Genomic DNA, 24,743 nt, shown 5'->3' on the forward strand with positions numbered 1-24,743 from the left:
ATCAACGGTGAGGAGCGCGCCCCGGTCCTCGGCGGAGGTCCGTCAGCGGCCCGACCTGCTGCATCGGCGGGGGCCCGCCGACGGGCCGAGCTGCTTCATCGGCGGGGCCCGCCACCGGCCCGCCGGGCCGTCGCGGCCCCGTCATCGGCCGTCATCAGCGCGCCCTGCGGTTGACCCGGACGGTCCAGCCCCCGTCGGCAGTGCGACCGGTCACCGTGATCCGTACGGAGTCCTCCTTGACCGACATGGTGTCGCCGACACCGAGCGGGGCGTCGGCGAGTTCGGGGTAGACCGACTCGTTCCAGCAGGCGGAGGTGGCGGGGTGGCCGTCCAGCACCTGGACGGGACCGTCGCCCGACGCCTTGTCGTTGCGGACGCGGTAGACCAGCACGCCCTCGGTGCAGGTGCCCGCGTCGTTGCCGCGGCCGCCGCGCGCCTCGATGGCCAGCGCGGTGGTGGGCCCGGTGCGGACCACGACCAGCCGGGTGCGGGTGTCGGCGCCGGACCGGCCGCGGGCCATGGGGGCGGCGAGGGGCTGGAGGGTGTAGCGGCGCGGTCCGGCGAGGCGATCGCAGGCCACCTGGCGCGCGCCGAGCCAGCCGAGCTTCCACTTGTGCCAGCCGAACGGATCGGGTGCCATGCCGAACTGGCTTCCCATCAGGTCCCAGTCGCCGACGTAGGTGTCCCATTCGGCGTTGCCGTCGGTGTCCTTCGGCCGGTGGTAGAGGTCGGGCAGGTCGAAGACATGGCCGGTCTCATGGGCCAGCACATTGCGGTCCGGCGGATGGTGCTCGAAAACGGTGACCAGGCGGCGCAGATCGACACCGTCCGCGCGCAGGGGCTTTTCGAAGTTGACCACTTTCGTCGCGTCGGCGTCCACACCGGGGGCGTCGGGGTCGGCGACCAGATAGACGAGGTCGTAGCGGGCGAAGTCGAGGTGCGGATCGGCGGCCGCGATGGCGTCGCGCAGATAGGCGGCGCGGCGCTGGGCGTTCCAGTCGCGCTGTATGGCGTACGCGGTGGAGCGCTGGGGCATGGTGATCCAGCGCCGCAGCGGACGCACCCGTAAGCGGAACTTCCCGTAGGAGGCCCTTTTGAAGAAATTGGGGGTCGCGGGAATGTGGTCGGCGGCCAGCTTCGCGGGGGTCACCCGGGGCCGCGCGTCCGGGAAGGACAGGAAGACCATCGCCGCGTCCAGGCGGCGGACCGGGCGCGGATAGCGGGAGTTCCAGGTGTCCAGGCCCTCCGAGTGGTGGGCATCGGTGCGTTCCAGGTCACAGGGCCCGCCGGGGCCGGCCGCGACGGCGGGGCCCGCCACCACGGTGGTCGCGATGAGCGCGCTCAGCGAGGTGAGCAGGGCTCCGGTCCGACGCAGCCGAGGCTGCCGGTGCACCCCCTCGGGTACCTGAGGACGCACCATGTCGACCTCCCGGGCGTAGTCGGAAACACCCACTCCACCCTGAGGTGAATTGGCGGGGTACGCCCTGTTGGGTTGGGCTGGTCGAGTGAAGAGGCCGCTATCCGGGTACGTAACAGACGGTCACATTCGGTCAGAGCGGCTGTTGGCCCGCGCAGAGTCGAACAGATACGACCAAACACATTGTCAAGGCGGCGGTGAGCGCGATGACATCGATGGAACGCCCGGAGTACGAGCCCCTATGATCGGCACATTTCCAGCGGGGAACCCCCCTTCAGGCAGGCACTTACGGTCGGCCCGGCACCCGGTGTGAGACATGCACAAGGTGTGTACGAACAACCTGGACACAACAAACGTCACGCGGGAGCGAGCGGTGAGCGGAACCCCCGACGGGCAGGGACGCGCCCCGGGCGCGACACTGCCGACGATCACAGAGCGTGAGGCCATGCCGAGCGTCCTTCCGGTCGCGGAGGACCCCGGCGCACCCCGTCCGGCCCCCGGCGCGCCGTCGGTCCTGGGCACGCCCCCGGCCCCCGGCACGCCCCCGGGCGCGGGGAACCCAACGGGGAACACAACGGGGAACCCAACGGGGCACCGAACAACGGGGCATACCACCGGGCCCGCGGCCGGACATACGGCCGGGCCCACCACCGGTCCCACGACCGGCTCCGCGCCCGGCGACTACCGCGCCGCCTTCAACGTGGCGCGCCTCGCCATGGCCGTCGTCGACCGCGAGGGCAGGGTGCTCGACGCCAACACCGCGCTCGGCGCCCTGCTCGGCACCGATCCGGCCCTGCTGATCACCCGCAGCGCGGCGGACCTGGCCGATCTGCGCGAGGATCCGCGCACCTGGCGGGAGTACCGGGACGTCCTCGGCGGCCGTGCCGCGCGGCTGCGCCGCACCCGGCGGCTGCGGCGCGCCGACGGCCACGCCCTGTGGGCCGAGATCACCGTCGAGCCGGCGCCGGACAGCTGCAGTCTGCTGCTGTCGATGGCCGACATCAGCGACCAGCGGGATCTCCAGGGGCGGCTGCGCCATCTGCAGATGCATGACCCGGTGACCCGGCTGCCCAACCGCAGCCTCTTCTTCGAGCGGATGACCAGGGCGCTGGAGGCGGCCACCTACGACCACGAGGGCACCGGCCGGATCGGGCTCTGCTATCTCGACCTGGACGGCTTCAAGGCGGTCAACGACACCCTCGGCCACCGGGTCGGCGACCGGCTGCTCGGCGCGGTCGCCCAGCGGCTCACCGACTGCGCGGCGCCCGGCGGCCATCTGGTGGCGCGGCTCGGCGGGGACGAGTTCGCCCTGCTGGTCCGCAACTCCACCGGCACCGAGCAGCTGTGCGACCTCGCCCGGACGGTGCTGGCCGCCTTGCAGGAACCGTTCGACGTGGGCGGACAGCGGCTGTCGGTGTCGGCGAGCATCGGCGTGGTGGAGCGGCCCGCGGCCGGCACCCACACCACCTGGCTGATGCAGGCCGCGGACACCACGCTGTACTGGGCGAAGGAGGACGGCAAGGCGCGCTGGACCCTCTTCGACCCGGAGCGCAACGCCCATCGGATGACCCGGCAGGCGCTGTCCAGCACCCTGCGCCCGGCGGTCGAGCGGGACGAGTTCGTGCTCGACTACCAGCCGCTGGTGGGGCTGGGCGACGGGGTGGTCCGGGGGGTGGAGGCGCTGGTGCGCTGGGACCATCCGCAGTTCGGGCGGCTGTCGCCGAACCGGTTCATCCCGCTGGCCGAGGAGAACGGCGCGATCGTGCCGCTGGGCCGGTGGGTGCTGCGCACCGCCTGCCGTCAGGCCCGTGCCTGGCAGCTGGCCGAACCGCCGCATCCGCTGGTGGTCAGCGTGAATGTGGCGGTCCGCCAGGTGTGGGACTCCGATCTGGTGGCCGATGTCGGCGCGATCCTGGCGGAGACCGGGCTGCCGCCCCATCTGCTCCAGCTGGAGCTGACCGAGTCGGCGGTGATGGGGTCCACGGGGCGGCCGCTGGAGGCGCTGCAGCAGCTCAGCGACATGGGGGTGGCCATCGCGATCGACGACTTCGGGACGGGCTACTCCAACCTCGCCTATCTCAGCCGGCTGCCGGTCTCCACGCTCAAGCTGGACGGCTCGTTCGTCCAGGGGTTCCGGGCGGAGGAGCATCCGAATCCGGCCGACGAGACCATCGTGGAGGCGCTGGTGCAGCTCGCGCACCGGCTGGGCCTCACGGTGACGGCCGAATGCGTGGAGAGCGCCGAGCAGGCGGAGCGGCTGAGGCGGATCGGCTGCGACACGGGACAGGGCTGGTTCTACTCCCGTCCGGTGCCGCCGGACCGCATCCAGGCGATGATCACCTGCCCGGCGCCGGGTTAGGGCATGTCCGGCGGTACGCGTACGCCTGCGCGGGCCACGCGGCGGAGCCGCGTGGCCCTCCGGACACCCCGTAGGGCTACGCCTCCGTCTGTGCCGTCGGCAGATCGTAGGCGTCGGCGATCAGCTCGTACGAGCGCAGACGGGCGGCTCGGCCGTGGGCATTGGCCGTGATCTTGATTTCATCCGCTCCGGTGCGCTTGATCAGCCCGTCGAGGCCCTCGCGGACCTGGTCCGGGCTGCCGTACTCGACATTGGCCAGCCAGCCGTTGATGAAGTCGCGCTCGATCTCGTTGAACTCGTACCCCTCGGCCTCCTCGGGCGTCGGCACCAGGCCGGGGCGTCCGGTGCGCAGCCGGATCATGGCCAGGGCGCCGGTGAGCACCTGGCGGTGGGCCTCCTTCTCGTCCTCGGCGGCGAAGGCCGAGACGCCAATCGAGGCGTACGGCTTGTCCAGCACGGCGGACGGCCGGAAGCTCTCGCGGTAGAGGTCGAGCGCGGGGACGGTGTTGGCCGCGGAGAAGTGGTGGGCGAAGGAGAACGGCAGACCGAGCATCCCGGCGAGCCGGGCGCTGAACCCGCTCGAGCCCAGCAGCCAGACCGAGGGCCGGTCGGCGGACTGGACCCCGCCGGGCACGGTGCCCTGCACCGGCCCCGGCACCGCGTGGATACGGGCATAGCGGTGGCCGTCGGGGAAGTCGTCGTCGAGGAAGCGGATCAGCTCGGCGAGCTGCTGGGGGAAGTCGTCGGCACCCTCGCGCAGCCGGTCGGTGCGGCGCAGCGCGGCGGCCGTGGCCCCGTCGGTGCCGGGGGCGCGGCCGAGGCCGAGGTCCACCCGGCCGGGGGCGAGCGCCTCCAGGGTGCCGAACTGCTCGGCGATGACCAGCGGGGCGTGGTTGGGGAGCATCACCCCGCCGGAGCCCAGCCGGATCCGCTCGGTGTGCGCGGCGAGATGGGCGAGGATCACCGCCGGGGAGGAGCTGGCGACGCCGGGCATGGAGTGGTGCTCGGCGACCCAGAACCGCTGGAAGCCCCGGCGCTCGGCGAGCCGGGCGAGCTCGGTGGTGGTCCGCAGCGCCTCGGCGGCCGTCACCCCGCTGCCGACGGTCGCGAGGTCCAGCACCGACAGGGGCACGGGTGCGCTGCCGAGGGGCCGGGCCCGGATGGGGTCGCGCTGGTCGTCTCGCCGGTCCTGCTCATCGGCCACGGTGGCCCGCCTCCCTGGTCGCACTGCGGTGCGCGTATGTGGTGTGCGTGTGCGGCACTGCGCCGCCACGCCTCTACGTCTACCGCCGACATTCAACCGGAGAAAGGCTCCGCTTTATTCCCGGCCCTTGTTCCCCGGGCTGGCGATGAACGGCCGGGCCCGCCGCCACCTGGGGAGGAGGTGTGGCGGCGGACCCGACGGCGGTGTGCCGCGCGCTCGCGCGGAACGGGCCTAGCCCGCGGTCCGCGCGGTGCGGCGGCGGTGGAGGGCCAGCGCCGTACCGGCGCCGCCGAGCACCAGCGCACCCGCCGTGAGGCCGATGGGCAGGGCGGCGGAGATGCCCTTGTCGTCGGCGAGACGCCGGGTGGTCAGGGCGTCGGCGGCCGCGGCGTTCACGATCGGGGCGTGGGCGGCCAGGGCGGAGGTGGTGTAGTGACCGGCCTTGTGGACCGACGCGACCGAGCCGTCGGACTTCAGCAGCACCTGGGTGTTGTTGGGGTGACGGAAGTCGAAGAGGCCGGAGAGGGTGTTCGCCCGGCGGTCGAAGGAGGCGTCACCGATCCGGCCGGTGTGCCAGTTGTCCTCGATGAAGCGGGGGATCGAGGTCTGCTCGGTCTGGGTGTGGTCGACCTTGTTGGACTTGCTGAAGGGCGAGATCACCAGCAGCGGCTGCCGGGGGCCGGGGCCACAGCGGTCCTGGTAGCCGCCCGCGGGCTTCGGGGCGGACTGGCAGGCGGGGCTGTCGGTGGCCTTGCCGCCCGAGCCCGTGGTCTTGTCGGTCGACCCGTTGAGGGGCTTGGCGTAGGCGTGGTCGTACCAGCCGTCGCTGTCGTCGTACGCGACGACGATCGCGGTGTCCTTCCACTGCGGCGACTTCTGGATCGCGTTGATCTGCTCGACCAGGAAGTGCTGCTCGTCGACCGGGTCGGAGTAGGCGGCGTGGCCGTCCTGGTACTCGGCGGCCTTCAGGAAGCTGACGGACGGCAGATGGCCGGTCTTGAGCGCCGCGTGGAAGTCGGTGAGGTCGTAGTTGTGGTTGGCCCGGCCGCTGTGGCCGATCTCCTGGACGTTCTTCGGCGGGAGGTGATGCGGGTTCGCCGTGGACTTGTAGTACTGGAACGGCGCGTGGTGCGGGCTGTAGTCCACCGAGGCCGCGCCGCCGACGTTCTTGTGGGTGGTGCCGGAGCACTTGGCGTAGTGGTCGGGCTCACCGTCCCAGGCGGTGCTGGGGCGGAAGCCGCCCTGGAACCAGCCCCAGCTCACCCCCTTGGCGTTGAGCAGATCGCCGACGTTCCGGCCCTTCATCCGGGCCAGGGCGTTGCCACTGGTGTGGTCCTTGTTGGAGCAGTCGTCGAAGGCCGGGTCCGGGTCGTTGATCACCGTGCCGACGCCCTTGGCGTCCGGCGAGGCCACCGCGTACGCGTCCGGCTTGTCGGTCTGGATCGGGTTCTCGGTGGAGGACTTGGGGTCGGTGGAGATCACGCCATGGGTCTGGCCCGAGATCAGCTCCAGCGCTCCGGGGGTGGAGGGGCCGTAGGCGGAGCTGAAGGAGCGGTCGCTCATCGCATAGTGCTGGGCGTAGTTCCACAGGCCGGTGACGGTGTTTCCGTCGTAGTAGTCCATCACCAGACCGGGCTCGCCGAACAGCCCGGTGCACTTGCTGACCTCGGTGTTCTCCACGAACTTATCGGCCTTGCCACCATTGGCCGCGTACTGCTCGGGGCCGTAGGAGTGGTTCTGGTCGCAGGTCATGGCCTGGTCGCTGCGCAGCCGCTTGGGCTTGTAGAGATTGGGGTTCTTCTCCAGCAGCCCGGCGTGCGCCAGGGTGTCGATGTCCTTGGGGGTGTCCTTGGCCGGCGTGAACCTGGTGCCGTCCGTGTTCGCCGCCTTGGGGTAGGTGCCGAAGTAGTGGTCGAACGAGATGTTCTCGTCGAAGATCACCACCACATGCTTCACCGGGGTCGCGGTGGGGTCGCCCTTGGCGGGCGCGGCCCATGCGGGGGCCACCCCGCCCACGGCCGCCAGGGCCGCGGCGCCGGCCAGGGCACCCCAGCGCGTGGCCCGGCCTCGCCGTCGGCCGCCTTCGGATCCTGCCGTGCCGCCCATGCCATGCCTCCACATGATTCGCGTTTCACGCCTGCGCCTGATCCTGTGCCGCGGGCAGGACTCTCCGATGGAATCCATGGAGGCGGCCGAGTGAATAGAGGGTCAGAAGAATCCAAGGAACTCTTGAGGCGTTCTTGACCGGATGGTGGGGCGACTTCAAGCCCCGGTCAGGACAGAAGGCTCCGCCCCAGCCAGTCGGAGCCGTCCCTCACCCCGGGGAGCGCGAAGAAATAGCCGCCGCCGAAGGGGGTGATGTAGTCCACCAGCGGCTCCCCCGCCAGCCGCTTCTGCACGGTCTCGAACTGGCGCTCGAGATCCTGCTGGTAGCAGCAGAACAGCAGCCCCATGTCCAAGTTGCCATTGCCGTCCATGCCCCGGTCGTAGTTGTAGGCACGGCGGAGGATGCGCTGGTCCTCGGTCCGGGCGGTGCGCGGATTGGCCAGCCGTATATGGCTGTCCAGCGGAATGACGTCGCCCTTGGGGTCCTGTGCGAAGCGCGGGATGTCGAACTCGTGCTGACCGTCCAGCGGGGCGCCGGAGTCCCGGCTGCGGCCGAACATGCGCTCCTGCTCGCTGATCGACACCCGGTCCCAGAATTCCACCAGCATCCGGATCAGCCGGATCACCTGATAGCTGCCGCCGGTCGCCCAGGCGGGCTCCCCGGAGTGGGCGCCCACCCACACCAGACGGTCCATCGCCCGGGCGTCCCCGGTGTCGGGGTTGGCGGTGCCGTCCTTGAACCCCATGTGGTTGCGCGGGGTGCCGGACGGGCGCGGCGGGCTGACGAAGCCGTCGATACGCCAGCGGATCTGCAGCGCGCCCCGGGTGTGCCGGGCGATGTCGCGCAGCGCGTGCAGCACCGTGTCCGTGCTGTCGGCGCACAGTTGGAGGCTCAGATCGCCATGGCACCAGTCGGGGTCGAGGTCGTCGTCGGGGAAGGAGCGCATCGCGTGCAGCCGCCGGGGCTTGCGGTCCCGCAGTCCGTAGCGCTCGTCGAAGAGCGAGGCGCCCACGCCGACGGTCGCGGTCAGCCGGTCGGCGGCCACCTGGGGTCCCAGGGTGCCGGAGTCGGCGGGCGGCGCGGTGATCCCGACCGGGTCGGGGGCGCCTCCGGTGGTGAGGAAGCGGCACCGCTCGGTGAGCGTACGGAAGGCGTCGGCCAGCTCCTCGCGGCCCTCGGCCATGGCGTCGAAGGCGATGAACGCGGTGGCCCGCTGGGACGGGGTGAGGATGCCCGCCTGATGGGTGCCGTGGAAGGGGACGCGGGTGGGCCTCTTCTCCGGCCCGCCCTCCTTCGCGGCCGCCGTGCCCGCGACCGTGCCCGCGACCGCGCCGACCGTGCCCGCGGCGGCGCCCAGCAGAAAGCCCCTGCGCAGCACCTCGCTCACCGGGTCCTCCGCACATCCATCAGCGCCGCCACCCGGGCCAGCCGCTCCACCAGCGCGCCCGCGTCCGCGTTGAGCCGCTGGCGCCCGGTGCGGCTCAGCCGGTCCAGCGGGGTCCAGTGGTCGCCGTGGTGCGAGCGCTCCAGGGTCCGCTGGGTGCGGTCCAGGTCGCTCTCCAGCTCGGACAGCCAGGGGGCGCGGGGCTTCAGCAGCGGCTCCAGCCGGCGCAGCACGGCCCGGGTGCCGTCCAGATTGGCCCGCGCGGTGGCCAGATTGGTGCCGCTGCCGTAGTCGGTGCGGCCGGTCAGCTCGAACTGCACGGTGTTCTCCATGATCTCGTGCGCCCGCAGGCCCAGGTCGGCCGGGTCCATCCGCTCCTGCGGCCAGCCGTCCCGCAGGTCCCGGACGTCCTTGGCGAGCCGGTCGGCGGCCGGGCGCAGTGAGCTCGCGGACTCGCCGTGCCACAGGCCGTACTCGAGGCGGTGGAATCCGGTGAAGTCCGGGTCATGGACCCCGTCGGACAGCCCCGCCGTGGTGCCGTTGATCGCCCCGTCGGCGTCGCCGAAGGTGCCGTAGGCGGCGCCCATCCGCTCGTACACCAGATGGGCCGGCAGCCAGGCCGCACGGGCCGCGGCCAGGTCACCGCAGTGGATGGCCGAGCGCAGCGCGTCCGTGCGCCGCACCAGCTCGTCCATCCGGCCCGCCACCCACTTCTGGTAGGCGATGGTCGGCGGGATCAGGTCCTGCTGGCTGACCGGGACCGCGGCCGGTCCACCGCCCCGCGCCGGTCCGGGCACGGTGACGGTGGGCCCGGTGACCGCGTCCGCGTCCTCGGGCAGGCAGACGAAGGCATAGGAACCCCCGCCGAGCGTGACGCTCAACGGTCTGCTGATGCCAGGGCCCAGGCCCTCCACCTCTCCGTAGACGGCACCGTTCGCCGGATCGGTGAGATAGACCTCGGCCGGTCTGCTGGAGGTGTTCCGCAGATCGAAGACCTGTTTGCCACGGGTGGCATCGGTCCAGCCACTGCCGCAGCCGCCCTCGGACACCTCGACGGAGGTGTGCCGCAGCCCGTCCGACGCCTTCGTGAGCGCGCTTCCGCTCGCGGAGGGGTGCGCACGAGGGCCGTCCGAGGAGCCTCCGCCGACCGCCAGCGCGCCGATTCCGACGGCCGTGGCCACCGTCACCGCACCGGCGACCAGCAGATGACGTGCCGGCGGGACCGGGGAGAGATGTTGGCGACGCACGGCTGCATGCTAGGCGCAGTCCGATAAGCGGAATGCACTGATGCCCAAAGAGCTGCATGGAATTCCGCCGGGGTTCAGCTCCCCGTCACCGACTCCTCGGGACCTTCGGCGCGCCCGCCCGTGGCCGCGCCACCCTCCGCTATCCGCCGCTCCGGGCGAAGAGCGTGCCCAGCCGGTCATGGACCGGATCGCGGCCCAGCAGCCGCAGCCCCTCCCAGACCGTGACCTGGTTGGCCGTGAGCACCGGCTTGCCCAGCTCCGCCTCCAGATCCGGAATCCAGGCGGCGGTGTGCAGGGCGGTGTCCGGCAGGAGCACCGCCTGGGCCTCGGGGTGGTCCCCGGCGCGGCCCAGCTCCAGCACCTCCTCCCGGCCCCAGGTGCCGACCTCCGCTGCCGTGATGATCCCGCTGCCGCGCATCGAGACCACCTCGGCGCCGGCCGCCTTCAAAAATGCCCGGAAGTAGTCGGCGACGTCCTCCGGGTAGGTGGCGGCGATGGCCACCCGGTCGGCGCCGAGCGCCTGCACCGCGTGGGCGAAGGCGAAGGAGGTGCTGGAGGCGGGCATCCCCGCCGTCTCGCTCAGCTCGCGCACCTGCTCCTTGGCGCCCTCCCAGCCGAAGACGAAGCTGGCGCTGGTGCACGCCCAGACCACGGCCCGGGCACCGCGCTCGGCGAGCTCGGCGACCCCGGCCGCGAGGCGGGCCGCCGATCCCATCTCCAGCAGGGCGTCCACCCGATGGGCGTCCTCACCGATGTCGGTGTGGACGAGCGGAAGCCGGATGTCGCCGCTGTCGCCGCCGAGCATGCCTTCCAGGCGCGGGTATTCGTCCTCGGCGGAGTATCCGGGGTAGAGAAAGCCCACCGTGTCCGGGGCCGGGTGCGTCGCGTCCACCATGACTGCCTCCTTGACTGGCGGCCCCCGCGAGCGCCGCCGCTGCACTGCTGTCACTTCTCCTACACCGCGGACGCCCGGCGGGTTCCCACCCGCCGCACAGCCTCCCTCGCGTAGGTGACGGGCCCGCCCGTCCCACCCGGGCAGGCTTCCCGGCCATGCCGGGACGCCCACCCCGCATTCCGGAGCGGGCCCGGCCACGCCGGGGCGCCCCTCCTCATAGCTGGGCAGGCTTCCCGGCCACGCCGGGGCGCCCGCCCCCTCACTCCGGGGCGGGCCGCCCTCCACATCACGTCAGATCACGCCGGGCCGCCGCCTCACCCCGCGGCCGGGCCTCCCGAATCGTCCAGGTAGGGGCCCTCGCCGAGGCCGGTGCCGAAGCCCGGGTCGAGCCCGTCGGCCGGGTCGCCGTCCGAACCCGGCGAGGCCGCCCCGGCCAGCGCCGCCTCCGGCTCGTCCACCACGGACTCGACCGACTCCACGGCCCCGAGCATCGACTCGACCACCGGATCCGTCACCGGGAGCGGGCCGCTCGGCGAGACCGACATCCCCGCCGGACCGGACCGGGCGGCCGGGTCGAGCAGCGCCTGGTACGGCCCGACGGCCCGGGCTCCGATCGCCCGCAGTGCCGCCCACATGGTGACCTGGTTCGCGGACAGCACGGGCATCCGCAGCTCCGCCTCCAGCTGCGGGATCACGTCGTAGGTCGGCAGATTGGTGCAGCTGATGAAGAGCGCGTCGGTGGCCCCCACCACCGCCTGCCGGGCCATGTCGACCACATCGCGGTACGGCACCTTCCAGATGTGCCGGGTCAGTCCGAGGTACGCCCGCCCGGTGACGGTCATCCCGCCCTCGGCCAGGTACTCCTCCAGCGAGTCGGTGACCGACTGGGTGTACGGCGTCACCACGGCGATCCGCCGGGCGCCGATCTCCCGCAGCGCCTCCAGCAGCGCGCCCGAGGTGGTCAGCGACGGGATCTCACCCGCCTGGGACATGGCCGCGCACATCGCGCGCTCCCCGGCCACACCGCCGACGAAACTGCCCGAGGTGCACGCGTACGCCACCACTTCCGGTGCGACGGCCGCCAGCGCCTGCACCGCGTCGTGCAAGGTCTCGTGCTCACTCACGAGCCGCGCCAGGTCGAGGCTCACCTCGACGGGTACGAACGGGGTACGGGTGAGGTGGAGGGATACCTCGTCCGGCACCCAGCGCCACAGCTCACGGTCGAGTGCGAAGTCGAACGGTGCCACCACACCCACGCCGCGCTGCGGCTGTGGGCCACCCAGAAAAGAGACGTCCAAAGCGAGCCCCAATACGGAACGGAGGGACTGGACCATTGGCCAGAGATTTGGATGGAGAGAGCCGGCCTGATGCCGGGGACGCCGGGACAGATGCCGTTGTTGACGACGGTAGTTTCCGCTGCCTAGCGTGGTCAATCCTCAAACTGAGGCGCCTGCCCGCTCCTTCTTCAGGCAAACCCATCCACGTTTCGAAACGGTTTCCCGCCTATGTCCGAAAGCACAGTTGTCGTCTTCGGCGACCAGCCGCCGGTTCACCTGAACCGGGTGGCCGGCCGGGCCAAGGTGCTCGTCTGTGACGAGAATTCGCTCCCCCAGGCGCTCCCCACCGCGGATGTGCTCCTGGTCTGGGACTTCACCTCCGACGCGGTCCGCGACGCCTGGCCCGGCGAGGGCCCCCGGCCGGCGTGGGTCCATACCGCGAGCGCGGGGGTGGACCGGCTGCTCTGCCCCGAACTCGTCGCGTCCGACACCGTGCTGACCAATGCCCGAGGGGTCTTCGAGCAGCCGATCGCGGAGTACGTGGCCGGCCTGGTGATCGCCATGGCCAAGGACTTCCACGGAAGCTGGGAGCTGCAGCGGCAGCGACGCTGGCAGCACCGCGAGACGATGCGGCTGGCCGGAACGCGTGCCGTGGTCGTGGGCGCGGGTCCCATCGGCCGGGCGATCGGCTCCACCCTGGCCGCGCTCGGCGTGGTGGTCGACCTGGTGGGCCGCACCGCCCGGCAGGGCGTGCGCGGCGGTGACGAGCTGCCCGAGCTGCTTCCGTCGGCCGACTGGGTGGTGAGCGCGGCGCCGCTCACGGATGCCAACCGCGGCATGTTCGACCGCACCGTCTTCGACCGGATGAAGCCCTCCGCCCGGTTCATCAACGTCGGCCGCGGCCCCCTGGTCGTCGAGAAGGACCTTACGGCGGCCCTGGTCGCGCGGCGGATCGCCGGCGCGGCCCTGGACGTCTTCGAACACGAGCCGCTGGCCTCGGACGATCCCCTGTGGGACGTGCCCGGGCTGTTCGTCTCGCCCCATATGAGCGGCGACACGGTCGGGTGGCGCGACCATCTGGCCGACCAGTTCCAGGACAACTACGAGCGCTGGTGCGCGGGCGAACCACTGCTCAACATCGTCGACAAACGCCTCGGGTACGTACCGGTGGACTGATCGCAGGACCTGAACGGAGAGCCGGATGACCGACATTCACGACCTGACAGCCGTTCAACTCGTCGAGCGCTACGCCTCCGGCGAACTCTCCCCCGTCGAGGCGACCCGTGCCGTCCTCCACCGGATCGAGCAGATTCAGCCAGAGGTGAACGCCTTCACCCGGGTGGACGCCGAGGGCGCGCTGCGGCAGGCGGAGGAGTCCGCCGAGCGGTGGCGGCGCGGGGCCCCGGCGGGTCTGGTGGACGGCGTTCCGGTGTCGGTGAAGGACATCCTGCTGCAGCGCGGCGCCCCCACGCTGCGCGGTTCGCGGACCGTACGGCCCGAGGGCCGGGCGTGGGACGAGGACGCGCCCTCGGTGGCGCGGCTGCGCGAGCACGGCGCGGTGTTCGTCGGGAAGACCACGACCCCGGAGTTCGGCTGGAAGGGCGTCACCGACAGCCCGGTCCACGGGGTCACCGGCAATCCGTACGACCCCCAGCGGACCGCGGGCGGCTCCAGTGGCGGCAGCGCGGCCGCGGTCGCGCTGGGCGCGGGTCCGCTGAGCCTGGGGACGGACGGCGGGGGCTCGGTCCGTATCCCGGCGGCCTTCTGCGGCATCTTCGCGTTGAAACCCACCTATGGGAGGGTTCCGCTCTATCCGGCGAGCGCGTTCGGCACCCTGGCCCATGTGGGGCCGATGACCCGGGACGCGGCGGACGCGGCGCTGCTGATGGATGTGATCTCCGGCCCGGACTGGCGCGACTGGTCCCAGCTGGGCCCCGCCGAGGGCAGCTTCCGGGAGGCGCTCACCTCCGGCGGGGGCGGGGTGGACGGCCTGCGGGTCGCCTACAGCCCCGCGCTCGGCGGCGCTGCCGTGGTCGACCCGGAGGTGGCCGCGTCGGTGCGGCGGGCGGTGGACCTGCTGGCGGAGCTGGGCGCGGTGGTCGAGGAGATCGACCCGGGGTTCGAGGACCCGGTGGAGGCGTTCCACACGCTGTGGTTCAGCGGCGCGGCCCGGGTGGTGCAGCCGCTGGGGCAGGAGGACTGGGAGCTGCTGGACCCGGGGCTGCGCGAGATCTGCGCCCAGGGGGCGTCGTACAGCGCGCTGGACTATCTGGCGGCCGTGGATGTGCGGATGGCCCTCGGCCACGCCATGGGGCGGTTCCACTCCGCGTACGACCTGCTGGTCACCCCGACGCTGCCGATCACCGCGTTCGAGGCGGGGGTCGAGGTGCCCAAGGGGTCGGAGCACACCCGGTGGACCGGCTGGACGCCGTTCACCTACCCGTTCAACCTGACCCAGCAGCCCGCGGCGTCGGTGCCGTGCGGCCTGAGCGGCGCGGGTCTGCCGATCGGGGTGCAGCTGGTGGGCGCGCGCCACGCGGACGCGCTCGTGCTGCGCGCGGCGCACGCGCTGTTCGAGGCGGGGCTGGCGGACGGGGTGCGCCCGCCGGCGACGTAACGCCCGCTGCCCGCGGCCCGGGGCGGAGCGGCCCCGGGCCCGGCCCATGCGGTACGCCGGGCGGCGAGCCGAGGGCCTGCGCTCAGGGCGAGCCGAGGTCTGCGCCGGGCACAAGCCGAGGGCCTGCGCCCGGCACGAGCCGAGGTCTACACCGGGCACAAGCCGAGCACCCGTGCCCGATGCATGCCGAGGTCTACACCGGGCAACAAGCCGAGGGCCTGCGCCCGGCACGAGCCGAGGTCTACACCGGGCACAAGCCGAGCACCCGTGCCCGATGCATGCCGAGGTCTACACCGGGCAACAAGCCGAGGGCCTGCGCCCGGCATGGGCCGAGGTGTTCACTGAGCGCGAGCCGAGGTCTACACCGGGCAACAAGCCGAGGGCCTGCGCCCGGCATGGGCCGAGGTGTTCACTGAGCGCGAGCCGAGGTCTACACACGGCGGAAGTTCAGCGTCTCCCCCAGCGCCCCCGCGCGCCACAGGTCCTGGCAGGCGTCGGCCATGCGGTCGAGGCCATCCACGACCGCGCCCCAGACGATCCCCGGCACCCACCCCGCGTCGCCGTTGATCAGCAGGTTGTTCCGCTCGTAGAAGAGCGCCAGGTCGATCACCTGCCGCCGCCCCTGGTGCTTGGCCTCGGTCTCGTATCCGTACGACTTGGTCCCGAGCTGGGTGTCCGTGAAGGTGAAGTAGCACAGGTCGCCGGGGATCGGGGTGATCGTCGGGTTCTCCAGGGGCGGCTCCTCGGGCGCGAACGGGGGCAGCAGCGCGTAGATCTCGTTGCGCGCGTACTTCGCGTGATACACATCACCCCCGAGCGGCAGCGCGTTCCACACCGCCTCGCAGGTGATCGGCGCGAGATCGTCAAGGAGCTTGGCCGTGCAGCTCACCCCGCGCTTGTCGAGCGAGACCTCGATGAACCGGTCGGCTCGGTCAACCATCGACTTTCCTCCAGGTCGCTTCGGAACCAGTCCTGTCCCAGGGGACTACCCAGACATCGGCTGTATCAAGGGCCGGAAACGGCCCGCATACATTTGCCGGAGTCGGGTAGCCGCGCGCCCATGGCTCCACCACGTGGGAAAGACACCGATAGCAGAGAAACAGCAAAAATGGGCCCGAGTCGCCGCGCTCTTCTCGCCGGCGGTGCGGCCCTGGGTCTGCTGGGCGCGGCCGGCTGCAGCCGGGTGTCCGGCTCGGGCGCCGAGGACGGGGGCAATCTGCTGGAGCGGCTGCGGTCGCAAGGGACGGTCCGGCTGGGAATTGCGGGGGAGATCCCATTCGGCTACATCGACAAGAACGGCGAGTTCACCGGCGAGGCGCCGGAGATCGCGAAAATCATCTTCAAGCGGCTGGGCGTGCCCAAGGTCCAGCCGGTGCCGACCGAGTTCGGCTCGCTCATTCCGGGCCTTCGCTCGCAGCAGTTCGACGTGGTCTCGGCGGGGATGTACATCAACCCCGAGCGCTGCGCCCAGGTGATCTTCTCCGACCCCGACTACCGCATGCGTGACGCGTTCATCGTGCGCAAGGGGAACCCCAAGAACCTCCACAATTACGACGACATCGCCAAGCAGAAGGCCAAAATGGCCACCGGCACCGCATACGCCCAGATCGGCTATGCGGAGGACGCCGGGATCAAGCAGAGCGACATGCTGATCCTCCCCGACCAGCTGGCCGGACTGCTGGCCGTGGAACAGGGCCGGGCCGATGTCTTCGCGGGCACGACCGTGACCGTCCACAACGTGGTGAAGCAGCGGAACAGCCGGCAGGCCGAGGCCACCGAGCCGTTCCAGGCGTACGTCGGCGGCAAACCGGACATCGGCGCAGGCGGCTTCGCCTTCCGCCCCGAGGAGACCAAGCTCCGGGACGCCTTCAATGTGGAGCTGCACAAGATGAAGAAGAGCGGCGAGCTGCTGCGCGTCGTGCGGCCCTTCGGCTTCACCAAGGAAGAGATGACCGATCTGACCGCCAAGGAGCTGTGCTCATGACGGCCGGGCTGTGGGAAAACTGGCTTCTTCCGGGCGTCTGGATCACCATCCAGCTGACCCTGTACAGCGCGGTCTTCGCGGCCGTCGTGGCGTTCGGCATCGGGATCGCGCGCACCTCCCGGCTGTGGATCGTCCGCTTCCTGACCGGCTTCTATGTGGAGGTCTTCCGCGGCACCTCGGCCCTGGTGCTGATGTTCTGGCTGTTCTTCGTGATGCCGCTGGCGTTCCAGTACCAGCTGGTGCCGATGTGGGCCGCGGTGCTGGCACTGGGCCTCACCTACGGGGCGTACGGTTCGGAGATCGTGCGCGGCGCGATCGCCGCGGTGGCCCCGGCGCAGCGTGAGGCGGCCATCGCGCTCAGCTTCACGCCCGCGCAGCGGATGCGCCGGGTGATCCTGCCGCAGGCGATCCCGGAGATGATCCCGCCCTTCAACAACCTACTGATCGAGCTGTTGAAGGCGACCGCCCTGGTCTCCGCGGTGAGCGTCGCCGACATCACCTTCGCCGCCCAGCTCTCGCGGCTGGCGACCGGTGACAGCCTGGAGATCTACGCGATCATCCTGGTCCTCTACTTCGTGCTGGCCTTCGTCCTCACCCGGCTGATGCGGCTGCTGGAGCGGCGCGCCAAGGCGGGCATCGGCCAGGCCCCCGTGAAGTCGGACAAGGGCCCGCTGGTCACCCGGAAGCTGCCCCCGCGCCAGGAGGCCGAGCAGTCGTCCAACATCATCACGGCGGGAGGTGCCCAGTGAGCTGGAACTGGGATGTGGCGAAGGACTTCCTCCCCGAGCTGGGCAACGGACTGCTGATCACCCTGGAGGCGACCGCCCTGGGCTCGGTCCTGGCGTTCGCGCTCGGCCTGGTGTGGGCGATGGCCTTCCGCTCGCCGACCCGCTTCGTCCGCTGGCCGGTGGCGGCGATCGTGGAGTTCATCCGCAACACGCCGCTGCTGGTGCAGCTGTTCTTCTTCTACTACGTGCTGCCGACCTGGGACATCAAGTTCTCGGCGCTCACCACCGGGGTGATCGCGCTCGGTCTGCACTACTCGACGTACACCGCCGAGGTCTACCGGGCCGGTATCGACGGTGTGCCCAAGGGCCAGTGGGAGGCGGCGACCGCGCTCAGCCTCTCCCGCGGCCGTACCTGGACCGCGGTGATCCTGCCGCAGGCCATTCGCCGGGTGGTGCCCGCACTGGGCAACTACGTGATCGCGATGCTGAAGGACTCCCCGATGCTCGCGCTGATCGGCGTCGTCGACATGCTGCAGAAGGCGCGCGCGGAGGGCGCGTCGTCCTTCCAGTACATCGAGCCCTACACGATGGTCGGCATCGCCTTCATCCTCATCGCCTATCCGGCTTCCCTTCTGATGCGAGCCCTGGAGCGTCGTCTTGGCCACTGAAACCGACCACACGAACCCTGCCGTGGACGGCAGTGAACTGATCCGCTTCGACCAGGTGACCAAGCGCTTCGGCAGCAATACGGTCCTGGACAACCTCGACTTCTCGGTCTCCTCCGGCAAGCACGTCACCCTGATCGGCCCCTCGGGCTCGGGCAAGACCACGATCCTGCGGCTGCTGATGACGCTGATCAAGCCGGACGAGGGCACGATCAAGGTCGACGGCGACTACCTGACCCATGAGGACAGGGCCGGCAAGCTGGTCCCGGCGGGCGAGAAGCACACCAGAGAGGTGCGCAAGAAGATCGGAATGGTCTTCCAGCAGTTCAACCTCTTTCCCAATATGCGCGTACTGCGGAACATCACCGAGGCCCCGGTGCATGTGCTGGGCCTCAGCAAGGACGAGGCCGAGACCCGCGCCCGGGAGCTGCTCGACATGGTCGGCCTCGGCGACAAGTGCGACGCGTACCCGACGCAGCTGTCCGGCGGGCAGCAGCAGCGGGTGGCGATCGCCCGGGCGCTGGCGATGCGGCCGCAGGTGATGCTGCTGGACGAGGTGACGTCGGCGCTGGACCCGGAGCTGGTGGCCGGGGTGCTGGATGTGCTGCGTGACATCGCTCACACAACGGACATCACCATGCTCTGTGTCACCCATGAGATGAACTTCGCGCGGGACATATCCGATGATGTGCTGATGTTCGACGCGGGCCGGGTGATCGAGTCCGGACCGCCGGAGAAGATCTTCACCGAGCCGGAGCACGAGCGGACGAGGGAGTTCCTGAGCGCGGTCCTCTAGCCCCCGGCCGGATGGCCCCGCCCCTGACGGGCTGATCATCCGGTCCCTGACGGGCTGATCACCCGACCCCTGACGGGCTGATCATCCGGTCCCCGCCGGGCCCGGTTCGGCGTTGCCCCCGCGACCCCCCCGCGGGGGCACGCCATTGTCATATGCGGTCGACATACGCCCCTGCTGACCGGGGCCAATACGCCTCGGCAATATCCTCAACAGCCGATCCGGATAAGCCCCTTGGCGGTTATCGTGATACAAAGCCACGCCAACCTGCGAGGGGGGAAATCGTGGCGCTCAGGCCCGAGCCGACCGCACCGTTCCACTCGGTGCAGCACGCCCTCCGCATCCTGGAGGTCGTCGCCAAACACTCGTCCGGCGTCAGCGACATCATGCTCGCCCGGGAGACCCGGCTACCGGCCCACCAGCTCGCCGATCTGCTGCGGATGCTGCGCCGCGAGGGCTATGTGGAGCAGATCGCCGACGGCGCCTACGTCGGTGGCAACGCCCTGACCCTGCTGGGCTCCGCCGCCCCCGACCGCGGCCACGCCGTCCGGGACAAGCTCCAGCAGTCCCTCATCGCCCTGCGCGACTCGGTGGGCGCGGCGGTCTACCTCAGCCGCTATGTGGACGGCGAAATCAAGATCACGCAGTACGCGGACGGGCCGCGCACCCCCAAGGTCAACGAGTGGGTGGACTTCCGCTCCGCCGGCCACGCCATGGCGCTCGGCAAATGCCTGCTCACCCAGCTCGACCACGACAGCCGCCGCGACCACCTCGCCCGCCACAAGACGGTGCGGCTCACCTCCCGGACCACCACCAACGAGAAGGTGCTGTTCCGCAAGCTGGACAGCCAGCCCGCCACCGTCCCCGTCCTTGACCTGCAAGAATACGCGGTCGGCACGGTCTGCGCGGCGGTCCCGATCAGCGCCGGGCGCTCGGTGGGCTGCCTGGCCCTCTCCCTCCCCCTGGCCCATGCCCACCGCCTCCGCCAGGCCGCCGACACCCTCAACCGCGAGGCGGCCCCGATGCTGCTCTCCCTCTCCATCTGAGCCGCCCGTCCGGGCCGCCTCCACCTGAGCCGCCCGGCCCCGGCCGCCCGGAGGTGCCCCGGCCTTGCCCCGGAGAGCGGTGGTCAAAACCACCCCTCCGGACCAGGTAGTATTTATGTCGTCAGCAGGCGCCGCTAGCTCAGTTGGTTAGAGCAGCTGACTCTTAATCAGCGGGTCCGGGGTTCGAGTCCCTGGCGGCGCACCGTGGCATTGGTCTGGGGCTTCTCGGTTTTTCCGAGAGGCCCCAGACGCGTTTCTCCCCGTCGCATCCCTTCACTCTCAGGAGTGATCCGCTACGGATTGCGCCCCCGTCGCGTCGACGCCCGGAACACTGGCTTCATCCAGGAAAGGGGTGCAACATGACGGTTATGACCGAGCGCACGCACATGCTGGTGGAGGAGTTCGAGGAGATCGCCTCCACGGTGCCCGAAACCGTCACGTTGGAGTTCATCAACGGACGGATCGAGGAGAAGCGCGTGGCCGACGGGGATCACGAGACGATCATCATGTGGCTGCTCAGGCAATGCATGCAGAGTCGTCCAGAGCTCGACCTGCATACGTCTCAGGGTCTGAAAGTCGGGGAGTACCGCAACGGGCGGGCCCGCCCGGACGGCTCGCTCGCACCCGTCGCGCACTTCGCGGGTCAGGGAGAATGGGCCGAGCCTGATGGGGTGCTGATGACCGTCGAGGTCACGTCCTACGACCGGGACACCGATAGCCGCGACCGCCAGGAAAAGCCAACCGCCTACGCGGCTGCGGGCATCCCCGTCTACCTCCTCGTGGACCGAGATGCCTGCGCGGTCATTGTCCACACCAACCCCGATCCGAAGAGCGCCTGCTACCTCGACATCCACCGCGCGCCCTTCGGCGAGCAGGTCGCGCTTCCGGAGCCCGTGGGCATCACGCTCGACACGGAGATCCTTAAAAACTACGTCCGCTGAGTCCCCCGCCCGACGCCGGGGCTTCGGTGGGGCACGGTGGAGGCCGGACGGCATCAAGGCACCACGTACCGGGTGCTCTCGGCGGCCCCGGGCCCTTCAGCGTGCCGCTCCGCCGCGCACCTCGAGTGAGGCCAGCAGCTCCCCCGTGGCGGCGGCGATGGCTTCTACGGCCTTGTCGAAGGCCTCCGCGTTGTGGGCGGCCGGCTGGCGGAAGCCGGAGATCTTGCGGACGTACTGGAGGGCCGCGGCGCGCATATCGGCCTCGGTGACGGACTCGGCGTACGGCGGGCGGAGCGTCTTGATGGATCTGCACATATTGACGACGGTACGCCGGGGGTACGACAGTCCCCAGGTCGTGGCGGGGCGGTCCCTACGGGGTGTCCGGCGGATCTGGGCGCCTGCGGTGGGCTGTTCCCCTCCCCGCCCCTTCCCACACAGCGTCGATTTGCGGCTCCGCCGCGTGGTCCGCCGGACACCCCCAGGCCGTGGCGGGTCGTTCCTAGGCCGTTTCGGGCTCGCCCAGGACGAAGGCGCGGATCAGGTCGGCCAGTGGGCCGGGCTGGTCCTGGGGGATCAGGGTGTAGCTGTCGGGGATCTCCACCAGGCTGCCCCGGGGCAGCAGACCGGCCAGGCGGAGGCCGTGCTCGGGCGGCATGACGCGGTCCTCGGACGCCCAGGCCACCAGGGCGGGGCGGTCGAAGGTGCGCAGGGCCTCGGCCCAGTGCAGCAGCTCGTTCACCGGTGGCACGCCGAGGACGTACTTCCGCAGGTCGCGGCGGACTTCCGGGGAGGACCACAGCGGCTGGAACCAGGCGTCCATCACCTCGCGGTCGACCGGGCGCTTGGTCATCCAGCCCCAGGTCATCGGCAGCCGGCGCAGGGGCGCGAGCTTCAGCAGCTTGAAGGCGGTGTTGAGCCCGCCCGGCAGCTTCGCGGCCAGCCGCAGATTCTTGCCGGGCAGCCCGGGCGGGTAGTTCTCGAACGCCTCACAGGAGGTGATCACCAGGCGGCCGATCCGCTGGTCGCGGCCGTCGGCGACCAGCGCCTGCGCGCCGCCCCAGTCGTTCATGGCCAGCGTGACATCCGTGAGGTCGAGCCGGTCCAGGAACTCGGCGACCAGCCGGGCCACCCCGAGCACCGACAGATCCGCGTCGGGACGCATCGGGCGGCGGTGCCCGCCCAGGGGGAGGGTGGGGACGACACAGCGGATGCCGGGGGCCAGCGCGGCGACCACCTCGCGCCACAGGGAGCCGTCCATGGCGACGCCGTGCAGCAGGACCGCGACGGGGCCCTCGCCTCCCGTGTCCTCGTACTCGATGGTGCCTGCCGAGAGTTCCACCTCGAGATGCGGCATGGCGCCGACTGTACCCGGGGTGATCAGTGCAGGGTCAGACCGGCCAGCGTCACCACCGGACGCGCCGCGCCACCGGGTGCGTCCTCGTCCCGTACGGCCTCGTCCCTTACCGCGACCGCCGCGTGGTAGCCGGGCGGGGCGTCGAGGTCGGCGAAGGTCCAGCCGCGTGGGCCGGGCGGGGCGTCGGCCGGGGCCAGGCGCTCGGCGAGCCCGACGTGGTGGGCGGCGAGCCCGCCCGGCAGCCCGGTGCCGATGCCCTTGAGATACGCCTCCTTACGGACCCAGCAGCCCAGGAACGCCTCCTCCCGCAGCTCCTCCGGAAGCGCGTCGATCGCCGCCCGCTCCTCGGGGTGCAACTGCCCCACCAGCCCCGTCAGCCGGGCCCCGGCGCGCCCGGGGTCCCGCTCCTCGACATCGGCGCCGACGGGCACTCCGGCGACGGCGCACAGCGCCGCGTCCCCGGAGTGGGAGAGGGAGAAGTGCAGCGCGTCCTCGCCCGCGAGGGCCGGGCGGCCGTGCGGCTTGTCGCAGTCCGGCATGCCGCAGGTCTCCCGGGTGAACGCGACCTCGGCCGGGTCGATGCCGAGATAGCCGCCGAGCAGCGTCCGCAGCCCCACATGGGAGGTCACATAGCGCTCGCGCGCCACGTCCGAGCGCAGCCGCGCCGCGCGCTCGCGCTCCCGCTCGTCCAGCATGCCCTCCGCGACGTCGGCGGCAGCGGTGGCGTTCGGCGGGATCCGCAGCAGCCATACGGCCACCTCACCGGGGCCGGGGCGGTCCCCGGGGCCGGGCAGGGCGCGGACCGGGGCCCATCGCCGGGGCTCATGTGCGGGCTGAACCGGGCTGGTGAAGGACACTGTTCGACTTCCCCCCATGCGATCGGCCGATGATGCGCTCGCTGTGGACGTACTGACGGTACAGCGGCGCGCGCGGCGCGCCGTGGGTGCCCCGCCGTCGGAACGCGCCACCCCGACCGCTTCACGCGCCCCCAACGCCCTTGCCGCGAGGCGGCGTTGCCGATCCGCGACTCCCGGTGACTTAGGCCACGTTCACGTTCCGGCCGACGCGGTCACCTGTCCGTCCGCACTACGATCGCGCACGTCCGGGCACGATCGGTGATGGGGGTTTGACGACCATGGCGACGGGATTCCTGGCCAAGGCGGCCTCGGCGGTGACCCTCCCGGTGGCGCCGTTGTACGGCGCCTTCCTCTCGTACATGATCTTCCACCCGCCCCGCAGACCGCATCACAAGACCCCCGCCGACCTGGGGCTGACCAGCACCGACGTCAACGTTCCGCTGAACGGGCAGCGGGGCCGCGGGCTGCATGTCTGGCTCATCCCGGGCGACGCCGAGCGGGTCGTGGTGCTCGGACACGGCCTGGGGCTCAGCAAGTCCGCGAGCCTGGCGCACGCGCGGCTGCTCAGCGAGGCGGGCTATACGGTCGCCCTGTTCGACCACCGCAACCACGGTAAGAGCGTCGCGGACCGGGCGGGCTGGGGCATGAGCGACCGTCACACCGACGATGTGGTCGCCGTAGTGCGGCACATGCGGTCGATGGACGAGTACGCCGCCGCGCGCATCGCGATCTACGGCTTCTCGATCTCGACCTTCCCCTCCTTCTACATGCTCAAGCGGGAGGACTGCCCGGTCGACGCGGTGGTCTTCGACAGCGGCCCGGCGCTGGAGCTGGCCCCGCTGTTCCGGAACTTCGTCGCGGCCGGCGGGGTGCCCATCCCCGGCCCGCTGGGCGCCGGCCCCTCCCGCCCGGTCGTGGAGTCGGTCGCCTCGTCGGCGGCCGTGGCGATGCTGCGGGTGCAGTGGCCGCCGCCGCTGGGGGGCGCGTACGAGCGCACCCCGATGCTCTTCCTGACCGGTGAGCGCGACACCATGATCCCCGCCTCGGGGGTACGGGCGCTGGCCGAGCGCTATCCGCTGGCCGAGGTGCACACCCTGCCGGACACCGAGCATCTGCAGGGGATCAAGACCCAGCCGGAGACGTACGCGGAGACCGTCCTGGGCTTCCTGGAGCGGACGCTCAAGGACTGACCGGGCTGACCGGGCTGACCTGACTGACCGGACTGACCTTACGGTGGGCACGGCCGGGCCCGGCCCACCCGTAAGGACACCATGGCGGCGGGTCAGTCCTTGAGTTCGCAGATCACCGCGCCCGCGCTGACCGAGGCGCCGACGTTCGCGTTCAGGTTCTTGACGATGCCACTGCGGTGGGCGTTGAGGGGCTGCTCCATCTTCATGGCCTCCATGACCACGATGAGGTCGCCCTCGGCCACGGTGTCGCCCTCGCTCACGGCCACTTTGACGATGGTGCCCTGCATCGGGGAGGTCAGGGCGTCGCCGGAGGCTGCCGATCCGGACTTCTTGACCGCCTTGCGCTTCGGCTTCTTCGAGCCGCCCGCGGCGCCCGCGGCCTCCCCGGGCGACACCGCCAGGCCGAGGACCGCCGGGAGGGAGATCTCCAGCCGCTTGCCGCCGACCTCGACCACGACCGTCTCGCGGGCGGTCGGCTCCTCGGCCTCGTCCGCCCCGGTCGGGGTGAACGGGGCGATGGTGTTGTTGAACTCGGTCTCGATCCAGCGGGTGTGGATGGTGAACGGCTCGCTGGTGAACGCCGGGTCCTTCACCACCGCCTGGTGGAAGGGGATCGCGGTGGCCATGCCCTCGACCTGGAACTCGGCCAGGGCGCGGGCCGCCCGCTCCAGGGCCTGC

Annotated in this window: 22 protein-coding genes and 1 tRNA gene; 11 read left to right on the top strand and 12 right to left on the bottom strand. The window is 71.2% G+C overall.

Annotation, left to right across the window (positions count from 1 at the left end):
* Positions 1-154: 154 nt before the first annotated feature.
* A complete protein-coding gene (locus IEJ02_RS29940) occupies positions 155-1,420 on the bottom strand; it encodes a M6 family metalloprotease domain-containing protein (RefSeq protein WP_191067679.1) in 1,266 nt (421 codons plus the stop codon).
* 712 nt (positions 1,421-2,132) lie between these two features.
* Between IEJ02_RS29940 and IEJ02_RS29945 the strand changes: the two genes are divergently transcribed.
* Positions 2,133-3,776 (top strand): putative bifunctional diguanylate cyclase/phosphodiesterase, encoded by a 1,644-nt coding sequence (locus IEJ02_RS29945; RefSeq protein ID WP_263407994.1) that lies wholly within the window; start codon positions 2,133-2,135, stop codon positions 3,774-3,776.
* A gap of 76 nt (positions 3,777-3,852) precedes the next feature.
* On the opposite strand, the gene IEJ02_RS29950 is transcribed toward IEJ02_RS29945, so the two are convergent.
* The 6 genes from IEJ02_RS29950 to IEJ02_RS29975 form a co-directional block, all read right to left on the bottom strand.
* Positions 3,853-4,980, bottom strand: a complete 1,128-nt coding sequence (locus tag IEJ02_RS29950) for an LLM class flavin-dependent oxidoreductase (protein WP_191067680.1) — start codon at positions 4,978-4,980, stop codon at positions 3,853-3,855.
* Positions 4,981-5,211: 231 nt separating this feature from the next.
* A complete protein-coding gene (locus tag IEJ02_RS29955; protein WP_191067681.1) occupies positions 5,212-7,086 on the bottom strand; it encodes a phospholipase C in 1,875 nt (624 codons plus the stop codon).
* A 167-nt stretch (positions 7,087-7,253) separates the two neighbouring features.
* Entirely contained in the window at positions 7,254-8,474 is a 1,221-nt protein-coding gene (efeB, locus tag IEJ02_RS29960) for an iron uptake transporter deferrochelatase/peroxidase subunit (protein WP_191067682.1), read from the bottom strand.
* The gene (locus tag IEJ02_RS29965) at positions 8,471-9,718 is read right to left on the bottom strand and encodes an EfeM/EfeO family lipoprotein (RefSeq protein ID WP_191067683.1); all 1,248 of its coding nucleotides are present in this window, start codon (positions 9,716-9,718) and stop codon (positions 8,471-8,473) included. The genes efeB and IEJ02_RS29965 overlap by 4 nt, the downstream gene beginning before the upstream one ends.
* 139 nt (positions 9,719-9,857) lie before the next feature.
* On the bottom strand, positions 9,858-10,613 hold the full coding sequence (locus IEJ02_RS29970) for a maleate cis-trans isomerase family protein (RefSeq protein WP_191067684.1): 756 nt from the start codon (positions 10,611-10,613) through the stop codon (positions 9,858-9,860).
* 314 nt (positions 10,614-10,927) lie between these two features.
* The gene (locus IEJ02_RS29975) at positions 10,928-11,911 is read right to left on the bottom strand and encodes a maleate cis-trans isomerase family protein (protein ID WP_137978108.1); all 984 of its coding nucleotides are present in this window, start codon (positions 11,909-11,911) and stop codon (positions 10,928-10,930) included.
* A gap of 207 nt (positions 11,912-12,118) precedes the next feature.
* Between IEJ02_RS29975 and IEJ02_RS29980 the strand changes: the two genes are divergently transcribed.
* Positions 12,119-13,066, top strand: coding sequence for a D-2-hydroxyacid dehydrogenase (locus IEJ02_RS29980; protein ID WP_191067685.1), 948 nt, complete (start codon positions 12,119-12,121; stop codon positions 13,064-13,066).
* A gap of 25 nt (positions 13,067-13,091) precedes the next feature.
* Positions 13,092-14,507, top strand: coding sequence for an amidase (locus tag IEJ02_RS29985; protein ID WP_191067686.1), 1,416 nt, complete (start codon positions 13,092-13,094; stop codon positions 14,505-14,507).
* 430 nt (positions 14,508-14,937) lie between these two features.
* Here the strand turns inward: IEJ02_RS29985 and IEJ02_RS29990 are convergent, their stop codons facing one another.
* Positions 14,938-15,447 carry a DUF3830 family protein gene (locus tag IEJ02_RS29990; protein ID WP_191067687.1) on the bottom strand — a complete coding sequence of 170 codons (510 nt, stop codon included), beginning with the start codon at positions 15,445-15,447 and terminating at the stop codon, positions 14,938-14,940.
* Positions 15,448-15,567: 120 nt separating this feature from the next.
* On the opposite strand from IEJ02_RS29990, the gene ehuB reads away from it, so the two are divergent.
* The 7 genes from ehuB (at position 15,568) to IEJ02_RS30025 (ending at position 20,664) form a co-directional block, all read left to right on the top strand.
* Entirely contained in the window at positions 15,568-16,491 is a 924-nt protein-coding gene (ehuB, locus tag IEJ02_RS29995; protein WP_137978110.1) for an ectoine/hydroxyectoine ABC transporter substrate-binding protein EhuB, read from the top strand.
* Positions 16,488-17,240 (top strand): ectoine/hydroxyectoine ABC transporter permease subunit EhuC, encoded by a 753-nt coding sequence (ehuC, locus tag IEJ02_RS30000; RefSeq protein WP_191067688.1) that lies wholly within the window; start codon positions 16,488-16,490, stop codon positions 17,238-17,240. The genes ehuB and ehuC overlap by 4 nt, the downstream gene beginning before the upstream one ends.
* The gene (gene ehuD, locus IEJ02_RS30005) at positions 17,237-17,887 is read left to right on the top strand and encodes an ectoine/hydroxyectoine ABC transporter permease subunit EhuD (protein WP_191067689.1); all 651 of its coding nucleotides are present in this window, start codon (positions 17,237-17,239) and stop codon (positions 17,885-17,887) included. The genes ehuC and ehuD overlap by 4 nt, the downstream gene beginning before the upstream one ends.
* Before the next feature lie 22 nt (positions 17,888-17,909).
* Positions 17,910-18,680 (top strand): ectoine/hydroxyectoine ABC transporter ATP-binding protein EhuA, encoded by a 771-nt coding sequence (ehuA, locus tag IEJ02_RS30010; protein WP_191067704.1) that lies wholly within the window; start codon positions 17,910-17,912, stop codon positions 18,678-18,680.
* Between the two features lie 281 nt (positions 18,681-18,961).
* Positions 18,962-19,723 carry an IclR family transcriptional regulator domain-containing protein gene (locus IEJ02_RS30015; protein WP_191067690.1) on the top strand — a complete coding sequence of 254 codons (762 nt, stop codon included), beginning with the start codon at positions 18,962-18,964 and terminating at the stop codon, positions 19,721-19,723.
* A gap of 128 nt (positions 19,724-19,851) precedes the next feature.
* A tRNA-Lys gene (locus tag IEJ02_RS30020) sits at positions 19,852-19,925 on the top strand.
* Between the two features lie 157 nt (positions 19,926-20,082).
* Complete coding sequence (locus IEJ02_RS30025; RefSeq protein ID WP_191067691.1) at positions 20,083-20,664, top strand: Uma2 family endonuclease; 582 nt, start codon at positions 20,083-20,085, stop codon at positions 20,662-20,664.
* Between the two features lie 96 nt (positions 20,665-20,760).
* Here IEJ02_RS30025 and IEJ02_RS30030 read toward each other — a convergent pair whose 3' ends face one another.
* The 3 genes from IEJ02_RS30030 to IEJ02_RS30040 all read right to left on the bottom strand — a co-directional run bounded on the left by IEJ02_RS30030 (position 20,761) and on the right by IEJ02_RS30040 (position 22,875).
* Positions 20,761-20,979 carry a DUF2277 domain-containing protein gene (locus tag IEJ02_RS30030; RefSeq protein ID WP_137978113.1) on the bottom strand — a complete coding sequence of 73 codons (219 nt, stop codon included), beginning with the start codon at positions 20,977-20,979 and terminating at the stop codon, positions 20,761-20,763.
* Positions 20,980-21,163: 184 nt separating this feature from the next.
* Positions 21,164-22,018, bottom strand: a complete 855-nt coding sequence (locus IEJ02_RS30035; RefSeq protein WP_191067692.1) for an alpha/beta fold hydrolase — start codon at positions 22,016-22,018, stop codon at positions 21,164-21,166.
* A gap of 23 nt (positions 22,019-22,041) precedes the next feature.
* Positions 22,042-22,875, bottom strand: coding sequence for a 4'-phosphopantetheinyl transferase family protein (locus IEJ02_RS30040; RefSeq protein WP_317985947.1), 834 nt, complete (start codon positions 22,873-22,875; stop codon positions 22,042-22,044).
* 278 nt (positions 22,876-23,153) lie between these two features.
* Here IEJ02_RS30040 and IEJ02_RS30045 point away from each other — a divergent pair, with 278 nt between their 5' ends.
* A complete protein-coding gene (locus IEJ02_RS30045; RefSeq protein WP_191067694.1) occupies positions 23,154-24,065 on the top strand; it encodes an alpha/beta hydrolase in 912 nt (303 codons plus the stop codon).
* A gap of 92 nt (positions 24,066-24,157) precedes the next feature.
* Here the strand turns inward: IEJ02_RS30045 and IEJ02_RS30050 are convergent.
* Positions 24,158-24,743 (bottom strand): biotin/lipoyl-containing protein (locus tag IEJ02_RS30050; protein ID WP_191067695.1); only part of this gene is annotated, 586 nt, incomplete at its 5' end.

The organism is Streptomyces sp. 5-10 (genome assembly GCF_014712245.1).
Taxonomy (GTDB): domain Bacteria; phylum Actinomycetota; class Actinomycetes; order Streptomycetales; family Streptomycetaceae; genus Streptomyces; species Streptomyces violaceusniger.

Excerpts from the sequence above, each read along its gene's own strand:
- IEJ02_RS29940 (WP_191067679.1), bottom strand. The coding sequence starts at position 1,420 with ATGGTGCGTCCTCAGGTACCCGAGGGGGTGCACCGGCAGCCTCGGCTG.
- IEJ02_RS29945 (WP_263407994.1), top strand. The coding sequence starts at position 2,133 with ATGGCCGTCGTCGACCGCGAGGGCAGGGTGCTCGACGCCAACACCGCG.
- IEJ02_RS29955 (WP_191067681.1), bottom strand. The coding sequence starts at position 7,086 with ATGGGCGGCACGGCAGGATCCGAAGGCGGCCGACGGCGAGGCCGGGCC.
- IEJ02_RS29970 (WP_191067684.1), bottom strand. The coding sequence starts at position 10,613 with ATGGTGGACGCGACGCACCCGGCCCCGGACACGGTGGGCTTTCTCTAC.
- IEJ02_RS29980 (WP_191067685.1), top strand. The coding sequence starts at position 12,119 with ATGTCCGAAAGCACAGTTGTCGTCTTCGGCGACCAGCCGCCGGTTCAC.
- IEJ02_RS29985 (WP_191067686.1), top strand. The coding sequence starts at position 13,092 with ATGACCGACATTCACGACCTGACAGCCGTTCAACTCGTCGAGCGCTAC.
- IEJ02_RS29990 (WP_191067687.1), bottom strand. The coding sequence starts at position 15,447 with ATGGTTGACCGAGCCGACCGGTTCATCGAGGTCTCGCTCGACAAGCGC.
- ehuB (WP_137978110.1), top strand. The coding sequence starts at position 15,568 with ATGGCTCCACCACGTGGGAAAGACACCGATAGCAGAGAAACAGCAAAA.
- ehuC (WP_191067688.1), top strand. The coding sequence starts at position 16,488 with ATGACGGCCGGGCTGTGGGAAAACTGGCTTCTTCCGGGCGTCTGGATC.
- IEJ02_RS30025 (WP_191067691.1), top strand. The coding sequence starts at position 20,083 with ATGACGGTTATGACCGAGCGCACGCACATGCTGGTGGAGGAGTTCGAG.
- IEJ02_RS30030 (WP_137978113.1), bottom strand. The coding sequence starts at position 20,979 with ATGTGCAGATCCATCAAGACGCTCCGCCCGCCGTACGCCGAGTCCGTC.
- IEJ02_RS30035 (WP_191067692.1), bottom strand. The coding sequence starts at position 22,018 with ATGCCGCATCTCGAGGTGGAACTCTCGGCAGGCACCATCGAGTACGAG.
- IEJ02_RS30045 (WP_191067694.1), top strand. The coding sequence starts at position 23,154 with ATGGCGACGGGATTCCTGGCCAAGGCGGCCTCGGCGGTGACCCTCCCG.